At 63.0% G+C, this 18,654-nt stretch carries 19 protein-coding genes; 17 read left to right on the forward strand and 2 right to left on the reverse strand.

The annotated features are described in order from the left end of the window. Nucleotides 1-161, forward strand: a 161-nt coding sequence (locus QVE23_RS03485) for an EF-Tu C-terminal domain-related protein (RefSeq protein WP_502919059.1), incomplete at its 5' end; no start/stop codon positions are given. A 71-nt stretch (nt 162-232) separates the two neighbouring features. On the opposite strand, the gene QVE23_RS03490 is transcribed toward QVE23_RS03485, so the two are convergent. Continuing rightward, a complete protein-coding gene (locus QVE23_RS03490) occupies nt 233-703 on the reverse strand; it encodes a DUF4830 domain-containing protein (RefSeq protein ID WP_021750736.1) in 471 nt (156 codons plus the stop codon). A 120-nt stretch (nt 704-823) separates the two neighbouring features. Here QVE23_RS03490 and QVE23_RS03495 point away from each other — a divergent pair, with 120 nt between their 5' ends. From QVE23_RS03495 to topA, 11 genes are all read left to right on the forward strand, one after another. Further along, nucleotides 824-1,546, forward strand: a complete 723-nt coding sequence (locus QVE23_RS03495) for a pseudouridine synthase (protein WP_021750735.1) — start codon at nt 824-826, stop codon at nt 1,544-1,546. A gap of 159 nt (nt 1,547-1,705) precedes the next feature. Next, nucleotides 1,706-2,797 carry a PucR family transcriptional regulator gene (locus QVE23_RS03500; RefSeq protein ID WP_021750734.1) on the forward strand — a complete coding sequence of 364 codons (1,092 nt, stop codon included), beginning with the start codon at nt 1,706-1,708 and terminating at the stop codon, nt 2,795-2,797. Between the two features lie 228 nt (nt 2,798-3,025). Beyond that, complete coding sequence (gene ftsE / locus QVE23_RS03505) at nt 3,026-3,718, forward strand: cell division ATP-binding protein FtsE (protein ID WP_021750733.1); 693 nt, start codon at nt 3,026-3,028, stop codon at nt 3,716-3,718. Further along, nucleotides 3,711-4,601 carry a permease-like cell division protein FtsX gene (ftsX, locus tag QVE23_RS03510; protein WP_021750732.1) on the forward strand — a complete coding sequence of 297 codons (891 nt, stop codon included), beginning with the start codon at nt 3,711-3,713 and terminating at the stop codon, nt 4,599-4,601. The genes ftsE and ftsX overlap by 8 nt, the downstream gene beginning before the upstream one ends. Before the next feature lie 10 nt (nt 4,602-4,611). Then, on the forward strand, nt 4,612-5,856 hold the full coding sequence (locus tag QVE23_RS03515; RefSeq protein WP_273482444.1) for a murein hydrolase activator EnvC family protein: 1,245 nt from the start codon (nt 4,612-4,614) through the stop codon (nt 5,854-5,856). 40 nt (nt 5,857-5,896) lie between these two features. Further along, nucleotides 5,897-6,646 (forward strand): hypothetical protein, encoded by a 750-nt coding sequence (locus QVE23_RS03520; RefSeq protein WP_119310780.1) that lies wholly within the window; start codon nt 5,897-5,899, stop codon nt 6,644-6,646. 152 nt (nt 6,647-6,798) lie between these two features. Further along, the gene (greA, locus tag QVE23_RS03525; protein WP_287967579.1) at nt 6,799-7,272 is read left to right on the forward strand and encodes a transcription elongation factor GreA; all 474 of its coding nucleotides are present in this window, start codon (nt 6,799-6,801) and stop codon (nt 7,270-7,272) included. A gap of 12 nt (nt 7,273-7,284) precedes the next feature. After that, nucleotides 7,285-8,784 carry a lysine--tRNA ligase gene (gene lysS, locus QVE23_RS03530; protein WP_025545356.1) on the forward strand — a complete coding sequence of 500 codons (1,500 nt, stop codon included), beginning with the start codon at nt 7,285-7,287 and terminating at the stop codon, nt 8,782-8,784. A 690-nt stretch (nt 8,785-9,474) separates the two neighbouring features. Continuing rightward, nucleotides 9,475-10,236 carry a TrmH family RNA methyltransferase gene (locus QVE23_RS03535; RefSeq protein ID WP_287967580.1) on the forward strand — a complete coding sequence of 254 codons (762 nt, stop codon included), beginning with the start codon at nt 9,475-9,477 and terminating at the stop codon, nt 10,234-10,236. Between the two features lie 12 nt (nt 10,237-10,248). Then, entirely contained in the window at nt 10,249-11,433 is a 1,185-nt protein-coding gene (gene dprA, locus QVE23_RS03540; protein ID WP_021751600.1) for a DNA-processing protein DprA, read from the forward strand. A gap of 34 nt (nt 11,434-11,467) precedes the next feature. Beyond that, complete coding sequence (gene topA / locus QVE23_RS03545; RefSeq protein WP_287967581.1) at nt 11,468-13,894, forward strand: type I DNA topoisomerase; 2,427 nt, start codon at nt 11,468-11,470, stop codon at nt 13,892-13,894. Here the strand turns inward: topA and QVE23_RS03550 are convergent. Then, a complete protein-coding gene (locus tag QVE23_RS03550; protein ID WP_287967582.1) occupies nt 13,862-14,131 on the reverse strand; it encodes a hypothetical protein in 270 nt (89 codons plus the stop codon). The two genes, topA and QVE23_RS03550, sit on opposite strands and share 33 nt — an antisense overlap. An 80-nt stretch (nt 14,132-14,211) precedes the next feature. On the opposite strand from QVE23_RS03550, the gene QVE23_RS03555 reads away from it, so the two are divergent. The 5 genes from QVE23_RS03555 to rnc all read left to right on the forward strand — a co-directional run bounded on the left by QVE23_RS03555 (nt 14,212) and on the right by rnc (nt 18,585). Further along, nucleotides 14,212-14,424 (forward strand): helix-turn-helix domain-containing protein, encoded by a 213-nt coding sequence (locus QVE23_RS03555; protein ID WP_021750751.1) that lies wholly within the window; start codon nt 14,212-14,214, stop codon nt 14,422-14,424. 752 nt (nt 14,425-15,176) lie between these two features. Then, nucleotides 15,177-16,487 carry a methylenetetrahydrofolate--tRNA-(uracil(54)-C(5))-methyltransferase (FADH(2)-oxidizing) TrmFO gene (trmFO, locus tag QVE23_RS03560; protein WP_021750893.1) on the forward strand — a complete coding sequence of 437 codons (1,311 nt, stop codon included), beginning with the start codon at nt 15,177-15,179 and terminating at the stop codon, nt 16,485-16,487. Further along, nucleotides 16,484-17,518, forward strand: a complete 1,035-nt coding sequence (gene plsX, locus QVE23_RS03565) for a phosphate acyltransferase PlsX (protein ID WP_021750892.1) — start codon at nt 16,484-16,486, stop codon at nt 17,516-17,518. Before trmFO ends, plsX begins: the two co-directional genes overlap by 4 nt. Nucleotides 17,519-17,601: 83 nt before the next feature. Then, nucleotides 17,602-17,850, forward strand: coding sequence for an acyl carrier protein (gene acpP / locus QVE23_RS03570; protein ID WP_021750891.1), 249 nt, complete (start codon nt 17,602-17,604; stop codon nt 17,848-17,850). A 51-nt stretch (nt 17,851-17,901) separates the two neighbouring features. Further along, nucleotides 17,902-18,585: a ribonuclease III gene (gene rnc, locus QVE23_RS03575; RefSeq protein ID WP_021750890.1), complete on the forward strand. Its 684-nt coding sequence runs from the start codon at nt 17,902-17,904 to the stop codon at nt 18,583-18,585. The last annotated feature ends 69 nt before the right edge of the window (nt 18,586-18,654 follow it).

Here is an 18,654-nt window from a genome sequence, read left to right on the forward strand (position 1 = left end):
CCCTGCCCGAGGGCACTGAGATGTGCATGCCCGGCGATAACGTCGAGATGAGCGTGGAGCTGATTACCCCCATCGCCATTGAGAAGGGCCTGCGTTTCGCTATCCGTGAGGGTGGCCGCACTGTGGGTTCCGGCGCTGTTACCGAGATCACCGAGGCCTGATTTTTCAGCCAAGAAAAGAACTGCCGCATTGCGGCAGTTCTTTTTTTGCCCGCAGGCCATTCCGAACGGGCTCAGTCCTGCTCCGGATAGACCAGTGTGTCCTGGAATCCGTCTGCCCCGGCGCAGAGGATATCCCCGGCCACCGGCTGCCCCTCGCAGACATAGAGGTTGGCCTGGACACCCTCCGGCCGTCCGGGATAGTTGGTGACGGTGTAGGTGTACCGGGCCACTTGCTTGCCGCAGCACGCAGAAAGGTCGAAGCCCTGGGAATCCTGCAGCTCGTTGTAGGTGAGGTAGGGCTCCTCCAGTTTCTCCGGCAGCAGAAACTGCAGCGTCTCCACCGGTTCCTCCTCCACCTGCCAGCCCATGGACTCCAGATAGGCGATGCGGTCGGCATTGCCGGTCAGCTGCCAAGCTGCCGCGTCCTGACCGCCACCGGAGCGGCCCACCAGCAGCAGGACGGCGGCCGCCAGGATGCCGGCCAGGATCACAGCCACAACGGCCTTTGTCTTCTTGGAAACCCGCGCGGTCCAAATCAGCATATCGATCCCTCCTGCATCTTCCTATTCATTTTTTTCCGGATTTATGATAAGATGAAGCAGAACAAGCCGTCGGAAGAGAAGCGGTAAAAAGAGGCAGAGGTCAGCAAGGAGGAGGCCGGCATGGAGAAAGCGCGTCTGGACAAGATCATCGCCGGGGAGGGGACATACTCCCGGCGGGAAGTGAGGCTCCTGGTCCGCCAGGGCCGGGTGCTGGTGGACGGTGTGCCTGCCCGGTCTCCGGAGGACAAGGTGGTGCCGGAAGCAGTGGAGATTATGGTGGACGGGACCGTGCTGCACTGCCGCCGCTACACCTGGATCATGCTTCATAAGCCTGCGGGGGTCCTCTCCGCCACGGAGGACGGCCGGGGGGCCACAGTGCTGGACTTGCTGCCGCCGGAGCTCCGGCGGCGGGGACTGTTTCCGGTGGGTCGGCTGGACAAGGATACGGAGGGATTGCTGCTGCTGACCAACGAAGGAGGACTGGCCCACGACATCCTCTCTCCCAAGCATCATGTGGACAAGGTCTACTATGCCCGCACTGCCGGCTGTCTGACGGAGGAGGACTGCAGGGCGTTTGCGGCAGGCATGACCCTGGGAGGCGGCCTGGAATGCCTGCCGGCGGGGCTGGAGATCCTCTCCGCCGGGCCGGAGGGCAGCGAGGGGCTGGTCACCCTGCGGGAGGGGAAGTTCCATCAGGTGAAGCGGATGCTGGCGGCTCGGGGAAAGCCGGTCCTCTATCTGAAGCGGGTCCGCATGGGCAATTTGCCACTAGATCCGGCCCTGGAACCCGGCACATACCGATATTTGACGGAGGATGAGGTAGAGAGCCTGCGAAATTTCTAACGGCCACATCAGAAAATTCAAATCTTGCCCAAAAAAGAAGCCGTTTTTTTGTTGAAAAAAGAAAATATATCTTGCATTTTGACAAATTCAACGATATAATATATCCATTGACAATTTGCACAACGCCCCCACGTGTGATTTTAGAGGAGGAGGACGACCATGTCTGGAAGAATTTTTCAAAATGTGGTGCTGCAGCTGAAGGAAAATACGGACCGGACGGTTGGCGTCATTGACGGTGAGGGCATCGTCATCGCCTGCAGCGAACTGGCGATGATCGGCCAGCGGTGGGCGGAGCATGTGCCTGCCATCAATGCTGCCGGCGGCGCCATCGTCACGTCGGAGGGAAAGACATTCAAGGCCCTGAACGGCTGGGGAACCCAGTTTGACTATGCAGCCTTCGCCTTTGGCGACAACGAGATCAGCAAGACCGTTTGCGCCATGGCCACGGTGGCGCTGAATGCAGCCAAATCCTACTACGAGGAGAAACATGACCGGGGGTCCTTCATCAAGGACATCATCTCCGATAACATCATGCTGGGGGATATCTATGTGCGGGCCAAGGAGCTGCGGGTCACGGCGGACGTGCCCCGGGGCGTATTCGTGGTCCGCACCCTGAAGAAGGGGGAGTCTGTCCCCACGGACGTGATCCAGTCCCTGTTCCCGGACCGGCAAAACGATTTCGTCCTCAGCATCGGCGAGGGCGACGTGGTCCTCATCCGCCAGATGCCGGAGGGCTCCGGCATCAAGGAGCTGAACAAGATCGCCTCCTCTATTGAGGAGGCCCTCCGTGCCGGCGGGGAGCCCACGGTGGTGGTGGGCATCGGCACCGTGGCCACCCACCTGCGGGACTTGGCCAAGAGCTATAAGGAGGCACAGATCGCCATTGAGGTGGGCAAGGTCTTTGACACGGAGAAGTACGTCATCAACTATGAGAATTTGGGCATCGGCCGGTTGATCTATCAGCTGCCCACCACCCTGTGCGAGATGTTCCTCCAGGAGGTGTTCAAAAAGAACCCCATCGACGCACTGGACAAGGAGACGCTCTTCACCATCCACAAGTTCTTTGAGAACAACCTGAACGTGTCCGAGACCGCCCGGAAGCTGTTCGTCCACCGGAACACTCTGGTGTACCGGCTGGAGAAGATCAAGAAGCTGACGGGCCTGGACCTGCGGGAGTTCGACGACGCCATTACCTTCAAGGTGGCTCTGATGGTCAAGAAATATCTGACCTCCCGGGGCATCGACTCCTGAGCCTGGATGGATCACACAAGCGCCCCGGCCGGAATTCCGGCCGGGGTTTTTCGCGCCCGGCGGAGACGGACCGCCGGGGAGGAAAACGGAATCGGAAGATTTGAAAAAGGCGGTTGCATTGCGGCGGAAAACCAGATATAATGAAAAAAGCTCTTACATTATGTCGACTGGCGGGGAACCTTTCGGCCGCGCCCGGCGTGTATAAAATAGGGAACACGAGGTACAGACATGATTCGATTAAAAGACGTGGAGATGGAGTACGACAACGGCACCCGGGCCATCAAGGGCATTACCCTGACGATCGAGGACGGGGAATTCGTGTTTCTGGTGGGCCCTTCGGGGTCCGGCAAGTCCACCATCATCAAGCTGCTGACCGGCGAGGTGGAACCCTGCGCCGGACGCATTATGATCAACGGTTTTTCCGTCAGCAACATCTCAGAAAAGCAGATCCCCCTGATGCGCCGCACTCTGGGAGTGATTTTTCAGGATTTCCGGCTGATCGAGAAGAAGACTGTCTATGACAACCTGGCCTTTGTCATGCGGGCAGTGGGCGCCAGCCCCAAGGAGATCCGCAAGCGCATCCCCTATGTGCTGGAGCTGGTGGGCCTGGGGAAAAAGGCGGACAGCTATCCCACGGAGCTCTCCGGCGGCGAGCAGCAGCGGGTAGCCATTGCCCGGGCCCTGGTGAACAACCCCAACACCATCATCGCCGACGAGCCCACCGGAAACCTGGACCCGGAGCGGTCCCTGGAGCTGATGAGCCTGCTGGTGAAGATCAACGAGCTGGGCACCACCGTGGTGGTGGTGACCCACGAGAAGGACCTGGTGGACCGCTTCGGCAAGCGGGTGGTCACCATCGATTCCGGCCATGTCGTCAACGACAGCGTGGGCGGCTATGTGGGGGGGCATATCCATGGCTAAACGTCACGATTTCAGCTATTTTTTCCACGAGGGACTGAGCAATATGTTCAGCCACGGCTTCATGTCCTTTGCCGCCATCGGCATCACGGTGGCCTGCCTGCTGATTATGGGTACCTTTACTCTGGTGGCGGTAAACGCCAATGAGCTGCTGACCACCCTGGAACAGGAGAATGAGATCCTGGCCTATGTGGATGACAGCTACACCGAGACCCAGGCCCGGGCCCTCAAGTCCCGGCTGGAGGCCATTCCCAATGTGGCCTCCGTCACCTTCATTTCCAGGGATGAGGCCATGGAGGACTTCAAGGCCCAGTACCCGGATGAGGAGCTGTTCCAGGACCTGGACCCGGAGATTCTGGAGGACCGCTACGCCATCAAGCTGGTGGATCTGGAGGCGCAGAGCGAGACCGTGGAGGCGGTGCAGGCCCTCACCGGCATCTCCGATGTCAGCCACTACGAGGAGATCGCCGGTGGTTTTGTCACTGTGCGGAACGTAGCCACGGTGGTATGCGTGGCACTGATCGCCATCTTGTTCGTAGTGTCGGTGTTCATCATCTCCAACACCATCAAGCTCACCACCTTTGACCGGCGGGAGGAGATCGCCATCATGCGGATGGTGGGCGCCACCAACGGCTTCATCCGCTGGCCCTTTGTGTATGAGGGCTTCATGCTGGGCCTGCTGGGCGCGGTGATCGCCTTCTTCCTCCAGTGGGCGCTGTATGCGGCAGTGGCCCGGGGTGTGGACAGCAACGACACGCTGCAGCTGATCCAGGTGATGCCCTTCTCGGAGCTCTGGGCGCCAGTGGCGGCGGTGTTCGCTCTGGCGGGCATTGTGATCGGCGTGGGAGGCAGCCTCTCCGCTATCCGGAAATTTTTGCAGGTGTGAGGTGACGGGCATGAAGAAAGCTGGCAGGCGATTCCACCGCATCTTCCGCGCCGTGTTCGCAGCGGCGCTGGCCTTGGCTATCACCGGCGCCAATCTGGCTCCGGCGGCGGCCGTCACCTGGGCGGACGTGAATGAATTGAAGGATGAGGCCAACGGCCTGGACGCGGAGAAAAAGGAGCTCCAGGCCAAGCTGGATGCCCTGGCGGACGACAAGAGCCAGGCTGTGGCCCGGAAAGAGCTGCTGGACCAGCAGATCGCCAATACGGAGGCACAGATCGCCAATACGCAGGCCCAGATCGACCGGTATGCCGCCCTCATCACCCAGACGGAGGCGGAGCTGGTAGAGGCTGAGGAAAAAGAGGCGGCCCAGTACGAGCTGTTCTGCAGCCGGGTCCGAGAGATGGAGAAGCAGGACGAGGTCAGCTACTGGGCGGTGCTGTTCCGGGCCAGCAGCTTTACCGACCTGTTGGGCCGGCTGGACGCCATCAACGAGATCATGAAGTACGACCAGGGCGTCATCGACGACCTCAAGGCCCTTCAGGCGGAGATCGAGGAGAAGAAGGCCACGCTGGAGAGCAGCAAGGCTGAGACCGAGGCCGCCAAGGCGGAGCTGGTCAGCAAGGAGAATGAGCTGAACACCCAGCGCAGCCAGGCCAACGCCGTCATCCAGCAGCTGTCCGCCAACGAGAACGAGACGGAGGCCGCACTGGCAGATCTGGAGGCGGAGCAGGACGCCCTGTGGGCGGAGGCCCAGCGCCTCAGCGACCAGCTGGTGGCCCAGCAGGCCGCCAACGGCCAGTCCACAGAGTCCAATCCAGGCGGCTACATCTGGCCGGTGAACAGCCGGTACATCACCTCCACCATGGGCGGACGGAACTCTCCCGGCGGTATCGGCTCCACCAACCACAAGGGTACGGACATCGGCCGGGTGGGTTACACCAGCTCCATCTACGCAGCCAAGTCCGGCACGGTCATCGTGTCCCAGTACAGCAGCTCCTACGGCAACTATGTGGTCATCTCCCACGGCAGCGGCAATACCACGCTGTATGCCCACATGTCCAGCCGGAAGGTGGAGGTGGGGCAGTATGTGAACCAGGGGGATGTGATCGGTATCACCGGATCCACCGGCAACTCCACCGGGCCGCACCTGCACTTTGAGGTGACGGAGAACGGTGTCCGGGTGAATCCCCTGAGCCACGGCGCGGAGCCGCGGATGGGCTATCTCAGTGGCTATACCCTCTCAGGAAGTGCATAAACTACGCTCCCGCCCCGTAGGATGGGGCGGGAGTGATTTTATGATCGGTATGATGACTTGGACGCCCCCTGCGGGCGGCGTCCGGCAAAAGAGCGTGGTTCTGGAGACGCGGGCCCTGCTCCACCTGCGGGTGGCCTGGGCGTCGGTGGCCAGGGGCCCCCGGACACCGGAGGCCCTGGTGCGGCGGCGGGTGCTGACGGCCGCCAAGCGGCTGCGGAAGGCCGGTGTCACCCGTCTGGTGGTGCCGGAGGCGTTTGCCTATGGGGAACAGCTGGAGAAGGTCGGTGTGGCGCCGGTGTCCACGCTGCCTCTGCGGCGGGCGCTGGCGGCGGATCTGGCACGGGCGGTCATGGCAGGGCGGAACCTCTCCGGCGGCAGCGCACGGCTGGCGGTGGCGGGAGACCAGCTCTCCGGCGAGCTGGTGCGGACCGTGACGGAGCTGGCGCTGGGAAACCGTTACGTGCTGCTGGATGTGCCCTACGGCGGCGACACCCTGGCCAATCAGCTGCGGCGGGAGTACGGCGTTTCCCTGCTGCTGTCCCCCACCCGGCAGCAGATGGAAGAGGCGGATGTGCTGGTGCTGTTCGCGGCCCGGACGGACCTGCGACGGCGGGACCCGGCAGTGCTGCGGCTGTATGATGAGGCGGCGCCTCTGCCGCCGCTGCTGCTGCCGCCCGTGCTGGAGGGCCAGATGCCCCCGGGCCTCTGCCGCCCTCAGCTGCTGGCCGTACTGGTGGAGAGCGGCGTCCTGCGGCCGGGGCAGATCACCGTGGGCACGGCGGAGAGCTGACACCGCAGAGAATTTTGCAAAACCGCAGGCGGCATCGCTTGACATTCTCAAATCCACACACTATAATACTACTCTATGATAATATAGCATCATTATGTGCAGGGGCGGCCGCATCGGCCGCCCTGCCAAAGGATAGGAGAGATACGGTCCACATGGAAAGAGAGTACAAGATGAGCGCGGCCCGCGCCCAGGAACTGCAGGAAGAGCTGAACTATTTGAAGACCACCCGGTCCGACGAGGTGGCGGAGCAGATCAAGGTGGCCCGGGGCTTCGGCGATTTGAGCGAGAACAGCGAGTACGACGAGGCAAAGAACGAGCAGGGCAAGCTGTATTCCCGCATCGCAGAGCTGGAGGAGATCCTGCAGCACGTGGTGATCGTGGACGAGAGCAACGCCCCCACCAACGTGGTGACCATCGGCTGCAAGGTGACGGTGGCGGTCAAGAACGGCAACACCATGCCCGCCTACCGCATCGTGGGCTCTCAGGAGTCCGACCCCATGAACGGCATCATTTCCGAGGAGTCTCCCTTCGGCAAGGCCCTGGTCGGAGCCAAGGAGGGGGACACCGTTACGGTGGAGGCCCCCAGCGGCGCCATCGTCTACACGGTGCAGAAGATCGAGCGGTAAAGGAGAGCGGACATGTCTGAACAGAAGACAACCCAGCAGCCGGAGCAGGAGCTGAGTGAGCAGCGCCGCGTCCGGCGGGAGAAGCTGGCGGCCCTTCAGGCCGCAGGCGAGGATCCCTTCCAGCAGACCCGGTTCGACTGGGACGCCACCTCTGCACAGATCAAGGAGCACTTTGACCAGATGGAGGGCAGGGCCGTGAAGGTGGCCGGCCGCCTGATGAGCAAGCGGGGCATGGGCAAGGTCAGCTTCTGTGACCTGCAGGACCGGGACGGCCGCATCCAGCTGTACGCCCGCCAGGACGAGATGGATGAGGCGGTCTATAAGAAGTTCAAGAAGTTCGACATCGGTGACATCGTGGGCGTCGAGGGTGAGGTGTTCCGCACCCAGCGGGGCGAGATGAGTGTCCGGGCCAAGAACATCACGCTGTTGAGCAAGGCGCTGCTGCCCCTGCCGGAGAAGTTCCACGGCCTGACAGATCTGGAGCTCCGGTACCGCCAGCGGTATGTGGATTTGATCGTGAACCCGGAGGTGAAGCGAAACTTCGTCATCCGGTCCAAGTTCATCAAGCACGTCCGGGACTTCCTGGATGAACGGGGCTATATGGAGGTGGAGACGCCGGTGCTGAACACCATTTCCGGCGGCGCCACTGCCCGGCCCTTCATCACCCACCACAACACTCTGGACATCGATATGTATATGCGTATCGCCACAGAGCTGCCCCTGAAGCGGCTGATTGTGGGCGGCCTGGACCGGGTGTATGAGATCGGCCGCATCTTCCGCAACGAGGGTATGGACCCCAAGCACAACCCGGAGTTTACCACTGTGGAGCTGTATCAGGCCTACACGGACTTCAACGGCATGATGGATCTGTTTGAGGACCTGCTGTCCTCTGCCGCCCAGAAGATCCTGGGCACCTATCAGGTGGAGTGGCAGGGCGAGCAGATCGACCTGACCCCCGGCTGGCCCCGGCTGACCATGCATGAGGCCGTGAAACAGTACACCGGCATCGACTTCATGGCTATCTCCTCTGATGAGGAGGCGGTGGCCGCTGCCAAGGCCATCGGCGTGGAGCTGCCGGAGACGGCGGACCCCACCTGGGGCAATGCCCTGTATGAGACCTTCGATCAGAAGGTGGAGGAGAAGCTGGTACAGCCCACCTTCATCACTATGCACCCAGTGGATGTGAGCCCTCTGGCCAAGCGTTCCCCGCAGGATCCCCGGCTGACGGAGCGGTTCGAGCTGTTCATCTGCCGCAGCGAGATGGGCAACGCCTTCTCCGAGCTGAACGACCCTATCGACCAGAAGCAGCGGTTCCAGAAGCAGGTGGAGCTGCGGGCCAAGGGCGACAGCGAGGCTGGCATGATGGACGAGGACTATATCAACGCCCTGGAGTACGGCCTGCCCCCCACCGGCGGCCTTGGAATCGGCATCGACCGCTGCGTCATGCTGCTGACCAACTCCGACACCATTCGGGAAGTCATTCTCTTCCCCACGATGAAGCCGCTGGAATGAGCGCATCCGGCCGGAGAGCCTGTGCTGGCAAACGTCCGGCTAAGGCCGGATTTGCGGAGAGCTGCAAATGGAGAAGTTGACCCGGCGGGGCCTTTGCCCCGGCGGAAAGAGGGGGAGTACGCCGCTGGCCGGCGTACTCCTCCGTCTGCTGTCAAGGCAAAAACCGCCGGCAGAAAAACGGAATCCTCTCCGGATATGCGCACCGGCTCTGGATTTAGAGCGGAATGTGTACGGCACCGGGGCGGTCGAACAGCGGACTTGAGAAGCAGAGGCACCTGCGCCGCAGGGGGAGGAGAGAGATTCCGGAGGCGATAAATGGGAGAGCACGAAGGCGGCACCCTTCCGGAGAAGACCGGATCCGGAGCTCCCACCTGGGCTCCGGGCTGTTGAATCTGTAACGGCCGGGCTGCAGCGGCCGGTGTTTTTTTATTTATAAGGTATGAAATTCCAGGGTGCTGTGAAAAAAATCGTTGACTTGAATCACAGAAGAGCTTATGCTATACTTGCTTTTGTATAAATCCCCACAGCGGTTTCCATGAAATTCCATGGACTGCGGCGGCCAAGGGCTGCCGAATGGGACCTTTCGCGCTCTATGTCCCACCGGGCATAGAGCGCATCCCCGTCTCCGGACAGCACCTGGAACGGATGGACGCACGGGGAGCAGAATGACCGGAAAAGGAGGCGCGCCCTATGGAGATCATCACCAGCCGGACCAATCCGCTGTGCACCCATCTCCGCAAGCTGGCGTCCTCCGTTTCTTATCGCCGGGACTGCGGGGAGTTCCTTTGCGACAGCCCCAAGTTGCTGGAGGAGGCTTTGCTGTGGAGAGCGGACCTGCGGACAGTGGTCTGCACGGACCCCGCTGCCCTGCCTGCCCTGCCCGATGCTGTCCGCCGCGTCCAGGTACCCGGGGATTTGATGAAATCCATCTCTCCCACACAGACGCCCCAGGGCGTCCTCTCCGTGTGCGGCCTGCCGGGCCGGACGCTTCCGGAACAGCTGACCGGCCGCCGGTACGTGGTCCTGGACGGGGTTCAGGATCCGGGGAATGTGGGGACGATCCTCCGGACGGCGGACGCCTTTCACGCCGACGGATTGTTTTTGGTGAACGCCTGCGCGGACCTGTACAATCCCAAGACCGTTCGGGCCTCCATGGGTGCGGTGTTCCGCTGCCCGGTGTGGACCTGCGGGCTGGAAGAGCTGCGGGCGCTGCTGACGAAGAGCGGCCTGCCCTTGTATGGCGCGGCCCTTCGGAGCGATACGGTGGACGTGCGGCGGGCGGACTTCTCTCACTGCGCCGTGGCCGTTGGCAGCGAGGGGAAGGGCCTCTCGGCGGACGCGCTGGCGGCTTGTGACCTGACGGTGAGGATCCCGATGAGCGGCCACTGCGAGTCCCTGAACGCTGCTGCTGCGGCGGCCGTGCTGCTGTGGGAGGCGGCGAGAGACGACTGAGGAGGGAAGTCCATGTCCGCGCTCAAATACTGGCTGTGGCTGACGGAGCTGCCGGGGCTGACGAACCAGACCCGGCTGGCGCTGCTGCAGCATTTCCCCACGCCGGAGGACGTGTACTACGCGGAGGCGGAGGAGGTGCTGCTGACCGAGGGCATCACCCGGGAGCAGGCGATCCTGCTGGAGAACAAGGACTGCGCCGCTGCGGACCGGATTTTGGCGGACTGCCAGCGGCTGAATGTGAACATCCTCACCCTCCAGGACGCGGGGTATCCCAACCGGCTGCGGAATATTTACGACCCGCCCTGTCTGCTGTATGTCCGGGGCCGCCTGCCGGCTTTTGACGATGAGGCGGCGGTGGCTGTGGTGGGCACCAGGGACTGCACGCCCTACGGCGTCTCCTGTGCGGAGAAGCTGGGCCATGGCTTGGCCGCCGGCGGAGCCGTGGTGGTCAGCGGCCTGGCCCGAGGCATCGACTCCGCGGCGCTGCGGGGCGCCCTGCGGGCCGGCGGCACGGTGGCGGCGGTGCTGGGCAACGGCACGGATGTGATTTACCCACCGGAAAATCAATACCTATATGAGGATGTTGCGGCGGCTGGCGCGCTGGTCAGCGAGTACCCGCCGGGCACGCCGCCGGATGGACGGCATTTCCCGGTGCGCAACCGCATCCTATCCGGCCTCTCTCTGGCAGCCCTGGTGGTGGAGGCGCCGGAGCGCAGCGGTGCGCTCATCACGGCGGGCACCGCCCTGGAGCAGGGGCGGGACGTGTTCGCTGTCCCCGGACCCATTGATGCTCCGGCCAGCGTGGGCTGCAACCGCCTGATCCGCGACGGCGCCGGGCTGGCGTCCGACGCCTGGGACATCCTGCGGGAATACGAGGCCCGGTTCCCGGACAAGCTGCGCCGGGAGGGGACGCAGGACGCGCCCCCTGTGCTGGGCTATCAGGCCCGACAGAAGACGGAGCCCAAGCCGGTGGCTCCGTCGGTGAGCCTGTCCCACAATAATCTGAGTCTGACCGACGACCAGATCTGCCTGCTCCGGACGCTGACGGAGGAGCCCATGCTGGCAGACGACCTGATCGAGCTGACGGGCATCCCCACTCGGCGGGTGCTGTCGGCCCTGACCGTGCTGGAGATCGAGCATCTGGTGACCCAGCACAGCGGGAAGCGGTACGCCCGCGCGGTGAATTTGACGGAATAAACACGCGCCCGATCCTGGGCGCTTGGAGGTAACTATGGCAAAACACAGCCTGGTCATCGTGGAGTCTCCCGCGAAGGCCAAAACCATCGGAAAATACCTGGGCAAGGAGTTTGAGGTGAAGGCCTGCATGGGCCATCTGCGGGACCTGCCCAAGAGCACCCTGGGCGTGGACCTGGAGCACGACTTTGAGCCGGTCTACAAGCCCATCAAGGGCAAGGAGGACATCATCGCCGACCTGAAGAAGTCCGCCAAGAGTGCGGAGATGGTCTACCTTGCCACCGACCCGGACCGGGAGGGAGAGGCCATCTCCTGGCACCTGAAGCAGCTGCTGAACCTGCCGGACGAGAAGACCCGGCGGGTCACCTTTAATGAGATTACCAAGAACGTGGTGCAGGAGAGCATCCGGGAGCCCCGGGACATCGACCAGAAGCTGGTGGACGCCCAGCAGGCCCGCCGCATCCTGGACCGGATCGTGGGCTATGAGCTGAGCCCCCTGCTGTGGAAGAAGATCCGCCGGGGCCTCTCCGCCGGGCGGGTCCAGTCCGTGGCCACCCGCATGGTGGACGACCGGGACCGGGAGATCGAGGAGTTCAAACCTGAGGAGTACTGGACCCTGGATGCCAACCTGTTCGGCGACGACGCGAAAAAGCTCCCCTTCGCCGCCCGCTACCACGGGAAGGACGGCAAGAAGGCGGAGCTGAAGTCGGCGGAGGACGTGGATGCTGTGGTCCATGAGACGGAGCACGCCCCCTTCACCGTCAAGACCGTGAAGCGCACAGACAAGCAGCGCAGCCCCTCTCCGCCCTTCACCACCTCCACCATGCAGCAGGAGGCGTCCCGCAAGCTCTCCATGACGCCCCGGCGGACCATGGCCATCGCCCAGCAGCTGTACGAGGGCGTGGATATCGAGGGCGAGGGCACCGTGGGCCTCATCACCTATATGCGTACCGACTCCCTGCGGATCAGTGAGGAGGCCCTGGCCTCCGCCAAGACCTTCATTACGGGCCGCTACGGCGAACATTACGCCCAGACCCACCGCTACAAGGCCAAGGCGGGCGCCCAGGACGCCCACGAGGCCATCCGCCCCAGCAACGTCAACTGGACGCCGGAGCAGCTGAAAAAGGACCTGACCGGCGAGCAGTACCGCCTCTACCGCTTGGTGTGGAGCCGCTTTCTGGCCAGCCAGATGGCCAACGCCGTGTACGACAGCGTGGCCGTGGAGGTCGAGGCGGCGGGACACAGCTTCCGGGCCAGCTCCTCCAGCCTGAAATTCTCCGGCTACACCGCCGTGTATGAGGAGGGCAAGGACGAGGAGAAAGAGGAGAAGGAATCCCCCTTGCCCGCCCTGCGGGAGGGCGAACCTCTGACCCTGAAGGACTTTGACCGGGAGCAGCACTTCACCCAGCCCCCGGCCCACTATACAGACGCCACGCTGATCCGGGCCATGGAGGAGCAGGGCATCGGCCGCCCCTCCACTTACGCTCCCACTGTGTCCACCATCCTGGACCGGGAGTACGTGGTGAAGGAGGGCAAGTACCTCCGCATCACCAACCTGGGCCGTGTGGTGACCGCCCTGATGAAAGAGCGGTTCTCCGACATCGCGGATCTGAAATTCACCGCCAATATGGAACAGCGGCTGGACTCCGTGGAGGAGGGAAAGACCGCCTGGAAGGACGTGCTGCGGGAGTTCTACGGGGACTTTGAGCAGGACCTGGAGAACGCCGAAAAGGCTCTGGACGGCGCCCGCATCAAGGTGCCCGACGAGGTCAGCGAGGAGATCTGCCCGGAGTGCGGGCGGAATCTGGTGGTAAAGTCCGGCCGGTTCGGCCGCTTCCTGGCCTGTCCCGGCTACCCCGAGTGCACGTTCACCATGCCGCTGGTGGTGGAGATGCCGGGCCGCTGCCCCAAGTGCGGCGGGCGGCTGATGAAGCGCACCGGCAACAGCAAGAAGACCGGTAAGCAGTATACCTACTACTGCTGTGAGCATGTGAACAGCAAGGACGAGACGGCGAAGTGCGACTTCATGACCTGGGACGTGCCGGTGAAGGACGACTGCCCGGTCTGCGGCCACACCATGTTCAAGAAGGCGGGCCGGGGATTCAAGAAGCCCTTCTGCATCAATCCGGAATGCAGCAACTTCCTGCCGGAGGAGAAGCGGGGCTATCCCAGGAAGAAGGCCGCGGACAGCGCCGAGGGCGCGGAGTCTGCCGCTGCGGCGGAGGAGACAGCGGAGAAGAAGCCCGCCAGGCGGACAGCCGCAGCGAAGAAGGCGGACACCGCCAAGACCGCCGCGAAAAAGAGCGCCGCCAAGAAACCGGCAGCTGCCAAGACTGCCGCAAAGAAGCCTGCGGCCAAGAAGGAGACGGCCTCCAAAGCGGCGGCCAAGACCACATCCAGCAGAAAGACCGCGGCCAAAAAGACGGCCGCGTCAAAGGCGAAGAAGCCCGCCGGGGAAGAGTGACAGCTCCCGGGCCAGGCGGAAGCCGGAGCGGAAGAGGAAGCGCTCCTCCTGCTCCGTGCAGCGCCAGGCGGCGGCCTGATAGGACTCCAGCAGTTCGATCTGCTCCGGGGTCAGGGAGGCCAGCAGAGCATTCTCCAGGCGGCTCTCCCGCTGGTAGAGCGGCCAGCAGGTGCCGGGGAGGTTTTCGTCCAGGTGCTCCAGGAGGTTCTCGAAGAGAATGTCCAGAGGGTCAGTCATGATGAATCATCTCCAAAATCGTAGTTTAATTTCGTGTTTACAATATACACGAAATTAAACTGCAAGTCAAGGGGTGGGGCATGGAAAATTTTGCACAACGGGTCAGACAACTGCGCAAGGAGTCTGGCAAGACACAGACACAGATGGCTGCTGTTTTTGAAATCAGTGCTCGCCAATACCAAAATTATGAGGGCGGCGGGCATTATCCGGATGTGCCGGGATTGATGAAAATGGCGGACTACTTCGGCGTTACTACCGACTATCTGCTGGGACGCAGCGACCAGAGGAGCTAAGGTGATACGGGCCGCCGTCCGGCGGCCACGGGGACTTCTGCTCCCGCAGGGGGCTGGTCCAGCGGGATGCACCCCCCATTTTCTTTTCCCTCTTGTGGAAAAGAAAACGGGCCGTGCACGGTCCAAAAGAAAAGACCGCTTAGACGCGCTCCGGCGCGTTCGCGCCTCCGCGCGACGGGGGTCGGCGGATCGGTGCAAGCGCCGATTTTGGCCTGCCTTCGGGCACGCTATCATCTTCTGCAATTTCTGGGACTGCCGTCCCGTGGCGGATGGTGCGGAGATCGTCGGGGTGGTCATCGCATTGAGGGGCTTCTCTTTTCGCTGCCGCTGGCTTGGCGGTTGACGGGAGCTGGTGCAAGCCCCCACGACCGCCGGGGCAGCGCGTAGCGAAGCGGAACGCGCGGAAAGAGAAGCTGGTCAAATGCGTCCTTGCACCCCGATTTTTGTCGGAACCGCGCCGCGGGAGTCAGTGTTCAAGTCTGCACCGTACTCCGCCGCGCCCGTCGGGAAGCCCTCGCAACCCCGCAGGCACCATCTTACGCCGACCCCCGTACAGCAACTTTGCACGAATGTGCAAAGTTGCGACCAAAAGCGATTTTTTCTCTTCCACCGGGCGCGGCGCATTCTCTTTTTGTCAAGAACAAAAAGAGAATGGGGGGCGCATCCCCCGTGGAAACGGCCCCCTGGCGGGAGCCAGATTCCCCGTCCCATGGGACGCACCATCAACCAACGATAGATAAAGGATCCAAACTATGAATGTAACAGTTATCGGCGCCGGCCTGGCCGGCTCGGAGGCTGCCTGGCAGCTGGCCCAGCGGGGTATCGACGTCACCCTCCGGGAGATGAAGCCGGAAAAAAAGACCCCCGCCCATGAGACGGAATACTTCGCGGAGCTGTGCTGCTCCAACTCCCTGCGGAGCGACCAGCTGGAAAACGCTGTGGGCCTTTTGAAAGAGGAGCTGCGGCGGCTGGGCTCCCTGATCCTCCAGTGCGCCGACGCCACCCGGGTGGAGGCCGGCGGCGCCCTGGCGGTGGACCGCCACGGCTTCGCCCGCATGGTGACGGAGCAGATCCGCAGCCACCCCCATATCACCGTGGTGCCCGGCGAGGTGACCGAGATCCCGGAGGGGGAGGTGGTCATCGCCTCCGGCCCCCTGACCTCCGACGCCCTGGCGGAGCGGCTCCAGTCCCTGTTGGGGGCGGACACCGCCCTCCACTTCTACGACGCGGCGGCCCCCCTGGTCACCGCCGAGAGCGTGGACATGGACAAGGCCTGGTTCGGCTCCCGGTATGACCGGGGGACGGCGGACTATGTCAACTGCCCCATGACCGAGGAGGAGTACGACGCCTTCTGGAAGGAGCTGACCACGGCCCAGGAGGCCCCGGTCCACGGCTTTGAGGACAAGATGGTATTTGAGGGCTGTATGCCCGTGGAGGTCATGGCCCGCCGGGGCCACGATACCCTCTGCTACGGCCCCCTGAAGCCCCGGGGGCTGAAGGATCCCCGCACGGGAAAGGAGCCCTACGCCGTGGTGCAGCTGCGGCGGGACAACGCCGACGGCACGGTGTACAACCTGGTGGGCTTCCAGACCCACCTGAAATTCCCGGAGCAGCGGCGGGTGTTCTCCATGATCCCCGCCCTCCACGATGCGGAGTTTTTGCGCTACGGCGTCATGCACCGGAATACCTTTTTGAACTCTCCCCGGCTGCTGGACCGGTACTACCGGCTGAAAGCGGAGCCCCGGCTCTCCTTTGCCGGCCAGATGACCGGCGTGGAGGGATATGTGGAGTCCGCCGCCTCCGGCTTTCTGGTGGGGGTGGAGACCGCTCGGCGCCTGACCGGCAGGCCGCCCGTCGATTTCCCCCGGGAGACCGCCATCGGCGCTCTGGGGCTGTATGTGTCCAATCCCTCCGTCACGATGTTCCAGCCCATGAATATCAACTTCGGCATCATGCCGCCCCTGGACCATCGGGTGAAGGGGAAGCGGAATAAGAACGCGGAGCTGTCGGCCCGTTCACTGGCCATCATCGACCAAATCAAGCAGGAGGTGCGGGAAGCATGAAGATCATTGTAGACGCAATGGGCGGAGACAACGCGCCGCTGGAAATCGTCCGGGGCGCGCTGGACGCCAACCGGAACCATGGGGTGGAGATCATTCTGGTGGGCCGGACGGCGGAGGTGCTGAAGGCCGTGGAGGCCTGCGGCCAGAAGAGTCTGCCCGCAGGGGTGGAGATCAAGGACGCCAAAGAGGTGGTGGAGATCGCGGATGACCCCGCCATGGCCTTCAAGCAGAAGCCAGACTCCTCCCTGACCGTGGGATTGAACCTGCTGAAGGACGGCGCGGGAGACGCCTTTGTCTCCGCCGGGTCCACCGGGGCGCTGCTCTCCGGGGCCACGCTGGTGGTCAAGCGCATTCGGGGCATCCGCCGGGCCGCCATGGGGCCCCAGATTCCCACCGCCGGGGGACGGGCGGTCCTCTGCGACTGCGGCGCCAACGCCGAGTGCACGCCGGAGTACCTGCTCCAGTTTGCGTACCTGGGCAGCTACTACGCCCAGCGGGTCATGGGCATCGAAAAGCCCCGGGTGGGCCTTCTGAACATCGGTGCGGAGGAGGAGAAGGGCGACACCCTGCGCCATGAGACCTACGCCCTGCTGAAAGAGGCTGGGGAGGCCGGCCGCATCCACTTCATCGGCAATGTGGAGGCCAACGAGGCCATGATGGGCACCGCCGATGTGATCGTTACCGACGGCTTCACCGGCAATGTGATGCTGAAAACCATGGAGGGCGTAGGCAAGTTCCTGCTCAAGTCCCTGAAGGAGATGTTCCTCTCCAGCACCAAGACCAAGCTGGCCGCCGGTCTGGTGAAAGGGGATCTGGGGCAGATGAAAAAGCTGCTGGATCCCAGCGAGGTGGGCGGCACACCCTTCCTGGGGATCCAAAAGCCGGTGATCAAGGCCCATGGCGGTTCCAACGCCAGGGCCATCGAAAATGCGGTGCTGCGGGCCAAGGAGTATGCGGAAAGCGGTTTCATCGCGGACATTCAGGCCAACATCGAACACATGCGGGTCCAGCCCGGCATGGAAAAAAATTGATTTCCTATTGACACCGCCGTAGAGATTGCCGTATGATTACCCCAGCAAGGCACAGAACCATTTTTCCTTGAGGGGTGAACGACATGTCGAATGAGGAAATTTTTCAGACCATGAAGGATTTGGTGTCCGAGCAGTTTGGTATGGAGCTGGACGAGGTGACGCTGGAGACCTCCTTTGAAGACGACCTGGGCGCCGACTCTGTGGACCTGGTGGAGTTGGTGATGGCCATGGAGGAGGAGTTCGAGCTGGGACAGACGGCGGAGGACGAGGTCAAGGCCATCAAGACCGTGGGCGACGCGGTGAATTACGTGGCAGGCAAGCTGAACGGATAACTTGCAGGAACGCCCCGCGCAGAGCGGGGCTTCCTTTTGGGAGTGGACGATATGCGGGATCTGGAGAAAAAACTGAATTACACCTTCCGCAACCAGGCTCTTCTCGAGGAGGCGCTGAACCACAGCTCCTACGCCAACGAGCACCGGGCCGGTGGGCTGCGCAGCAATGAGCGGCTGGAGTTCCTGGGGGACTCCGTGCTGGGCTTTGTGACAGCGGAGTTTCTCTTCTGCCAGCACCCGGACCTTCCGGAGGGGGACCTGACCCGCATCCGGGCGGCCCTGGTGTGTGAGCAGAGCCTGTATGAAGTGGCGCAGAAGCTGGGCCTGGGCCAGTATCTGAAGCTGGGCCGGGGCGAGGAGGCTGGCGGTGGCCGGGAGCGGATCTCCATCCTGGCAGACGCCACGGAGGCGGTGTTTGCTGCTGTGTACCTGGACGGGGGGATCGAGGCGGCCTCCGCCCTGATCCACCGCTGCCTGCTGGACGCAGAGAAGGAAGAGGTAGTGGAGGAGCGCCGCCGGGACTACAAGACGGCTCTGCAGGAACTGGTCCAGCGCCAGGCGGATCAGGTGCTCACCTACCACATGACCGGCGAGGCGGGGCCGGACCACGACAAGACCTTCCAGGCGGAGGTGCAGCTCAACGGACTGCCCATCGGCGCCGGTTCCGGCCACAGCAAGAAAGAGGCCGAACAGGCGGCGGCCAAGGCCGCGCTGGAGACGCTGGAGGAGACGTGAACCGCCTTCGGCCGCTGCATACAAATGAGCAGACCGGTCCTGAACGGCCGGTCTGTTTTTTGCTTTTCT

This window comes from Oscillibacter sp. KLE 1728, assembly GCF_934833455.1.
In the GTDB taxonomy this organism is placed as follows: Bacteria; Bacillota; Clostridia; order Oscillospirales; family Oscillospiraceae; genus Oscillibacter; species Oscillibacter welbionis.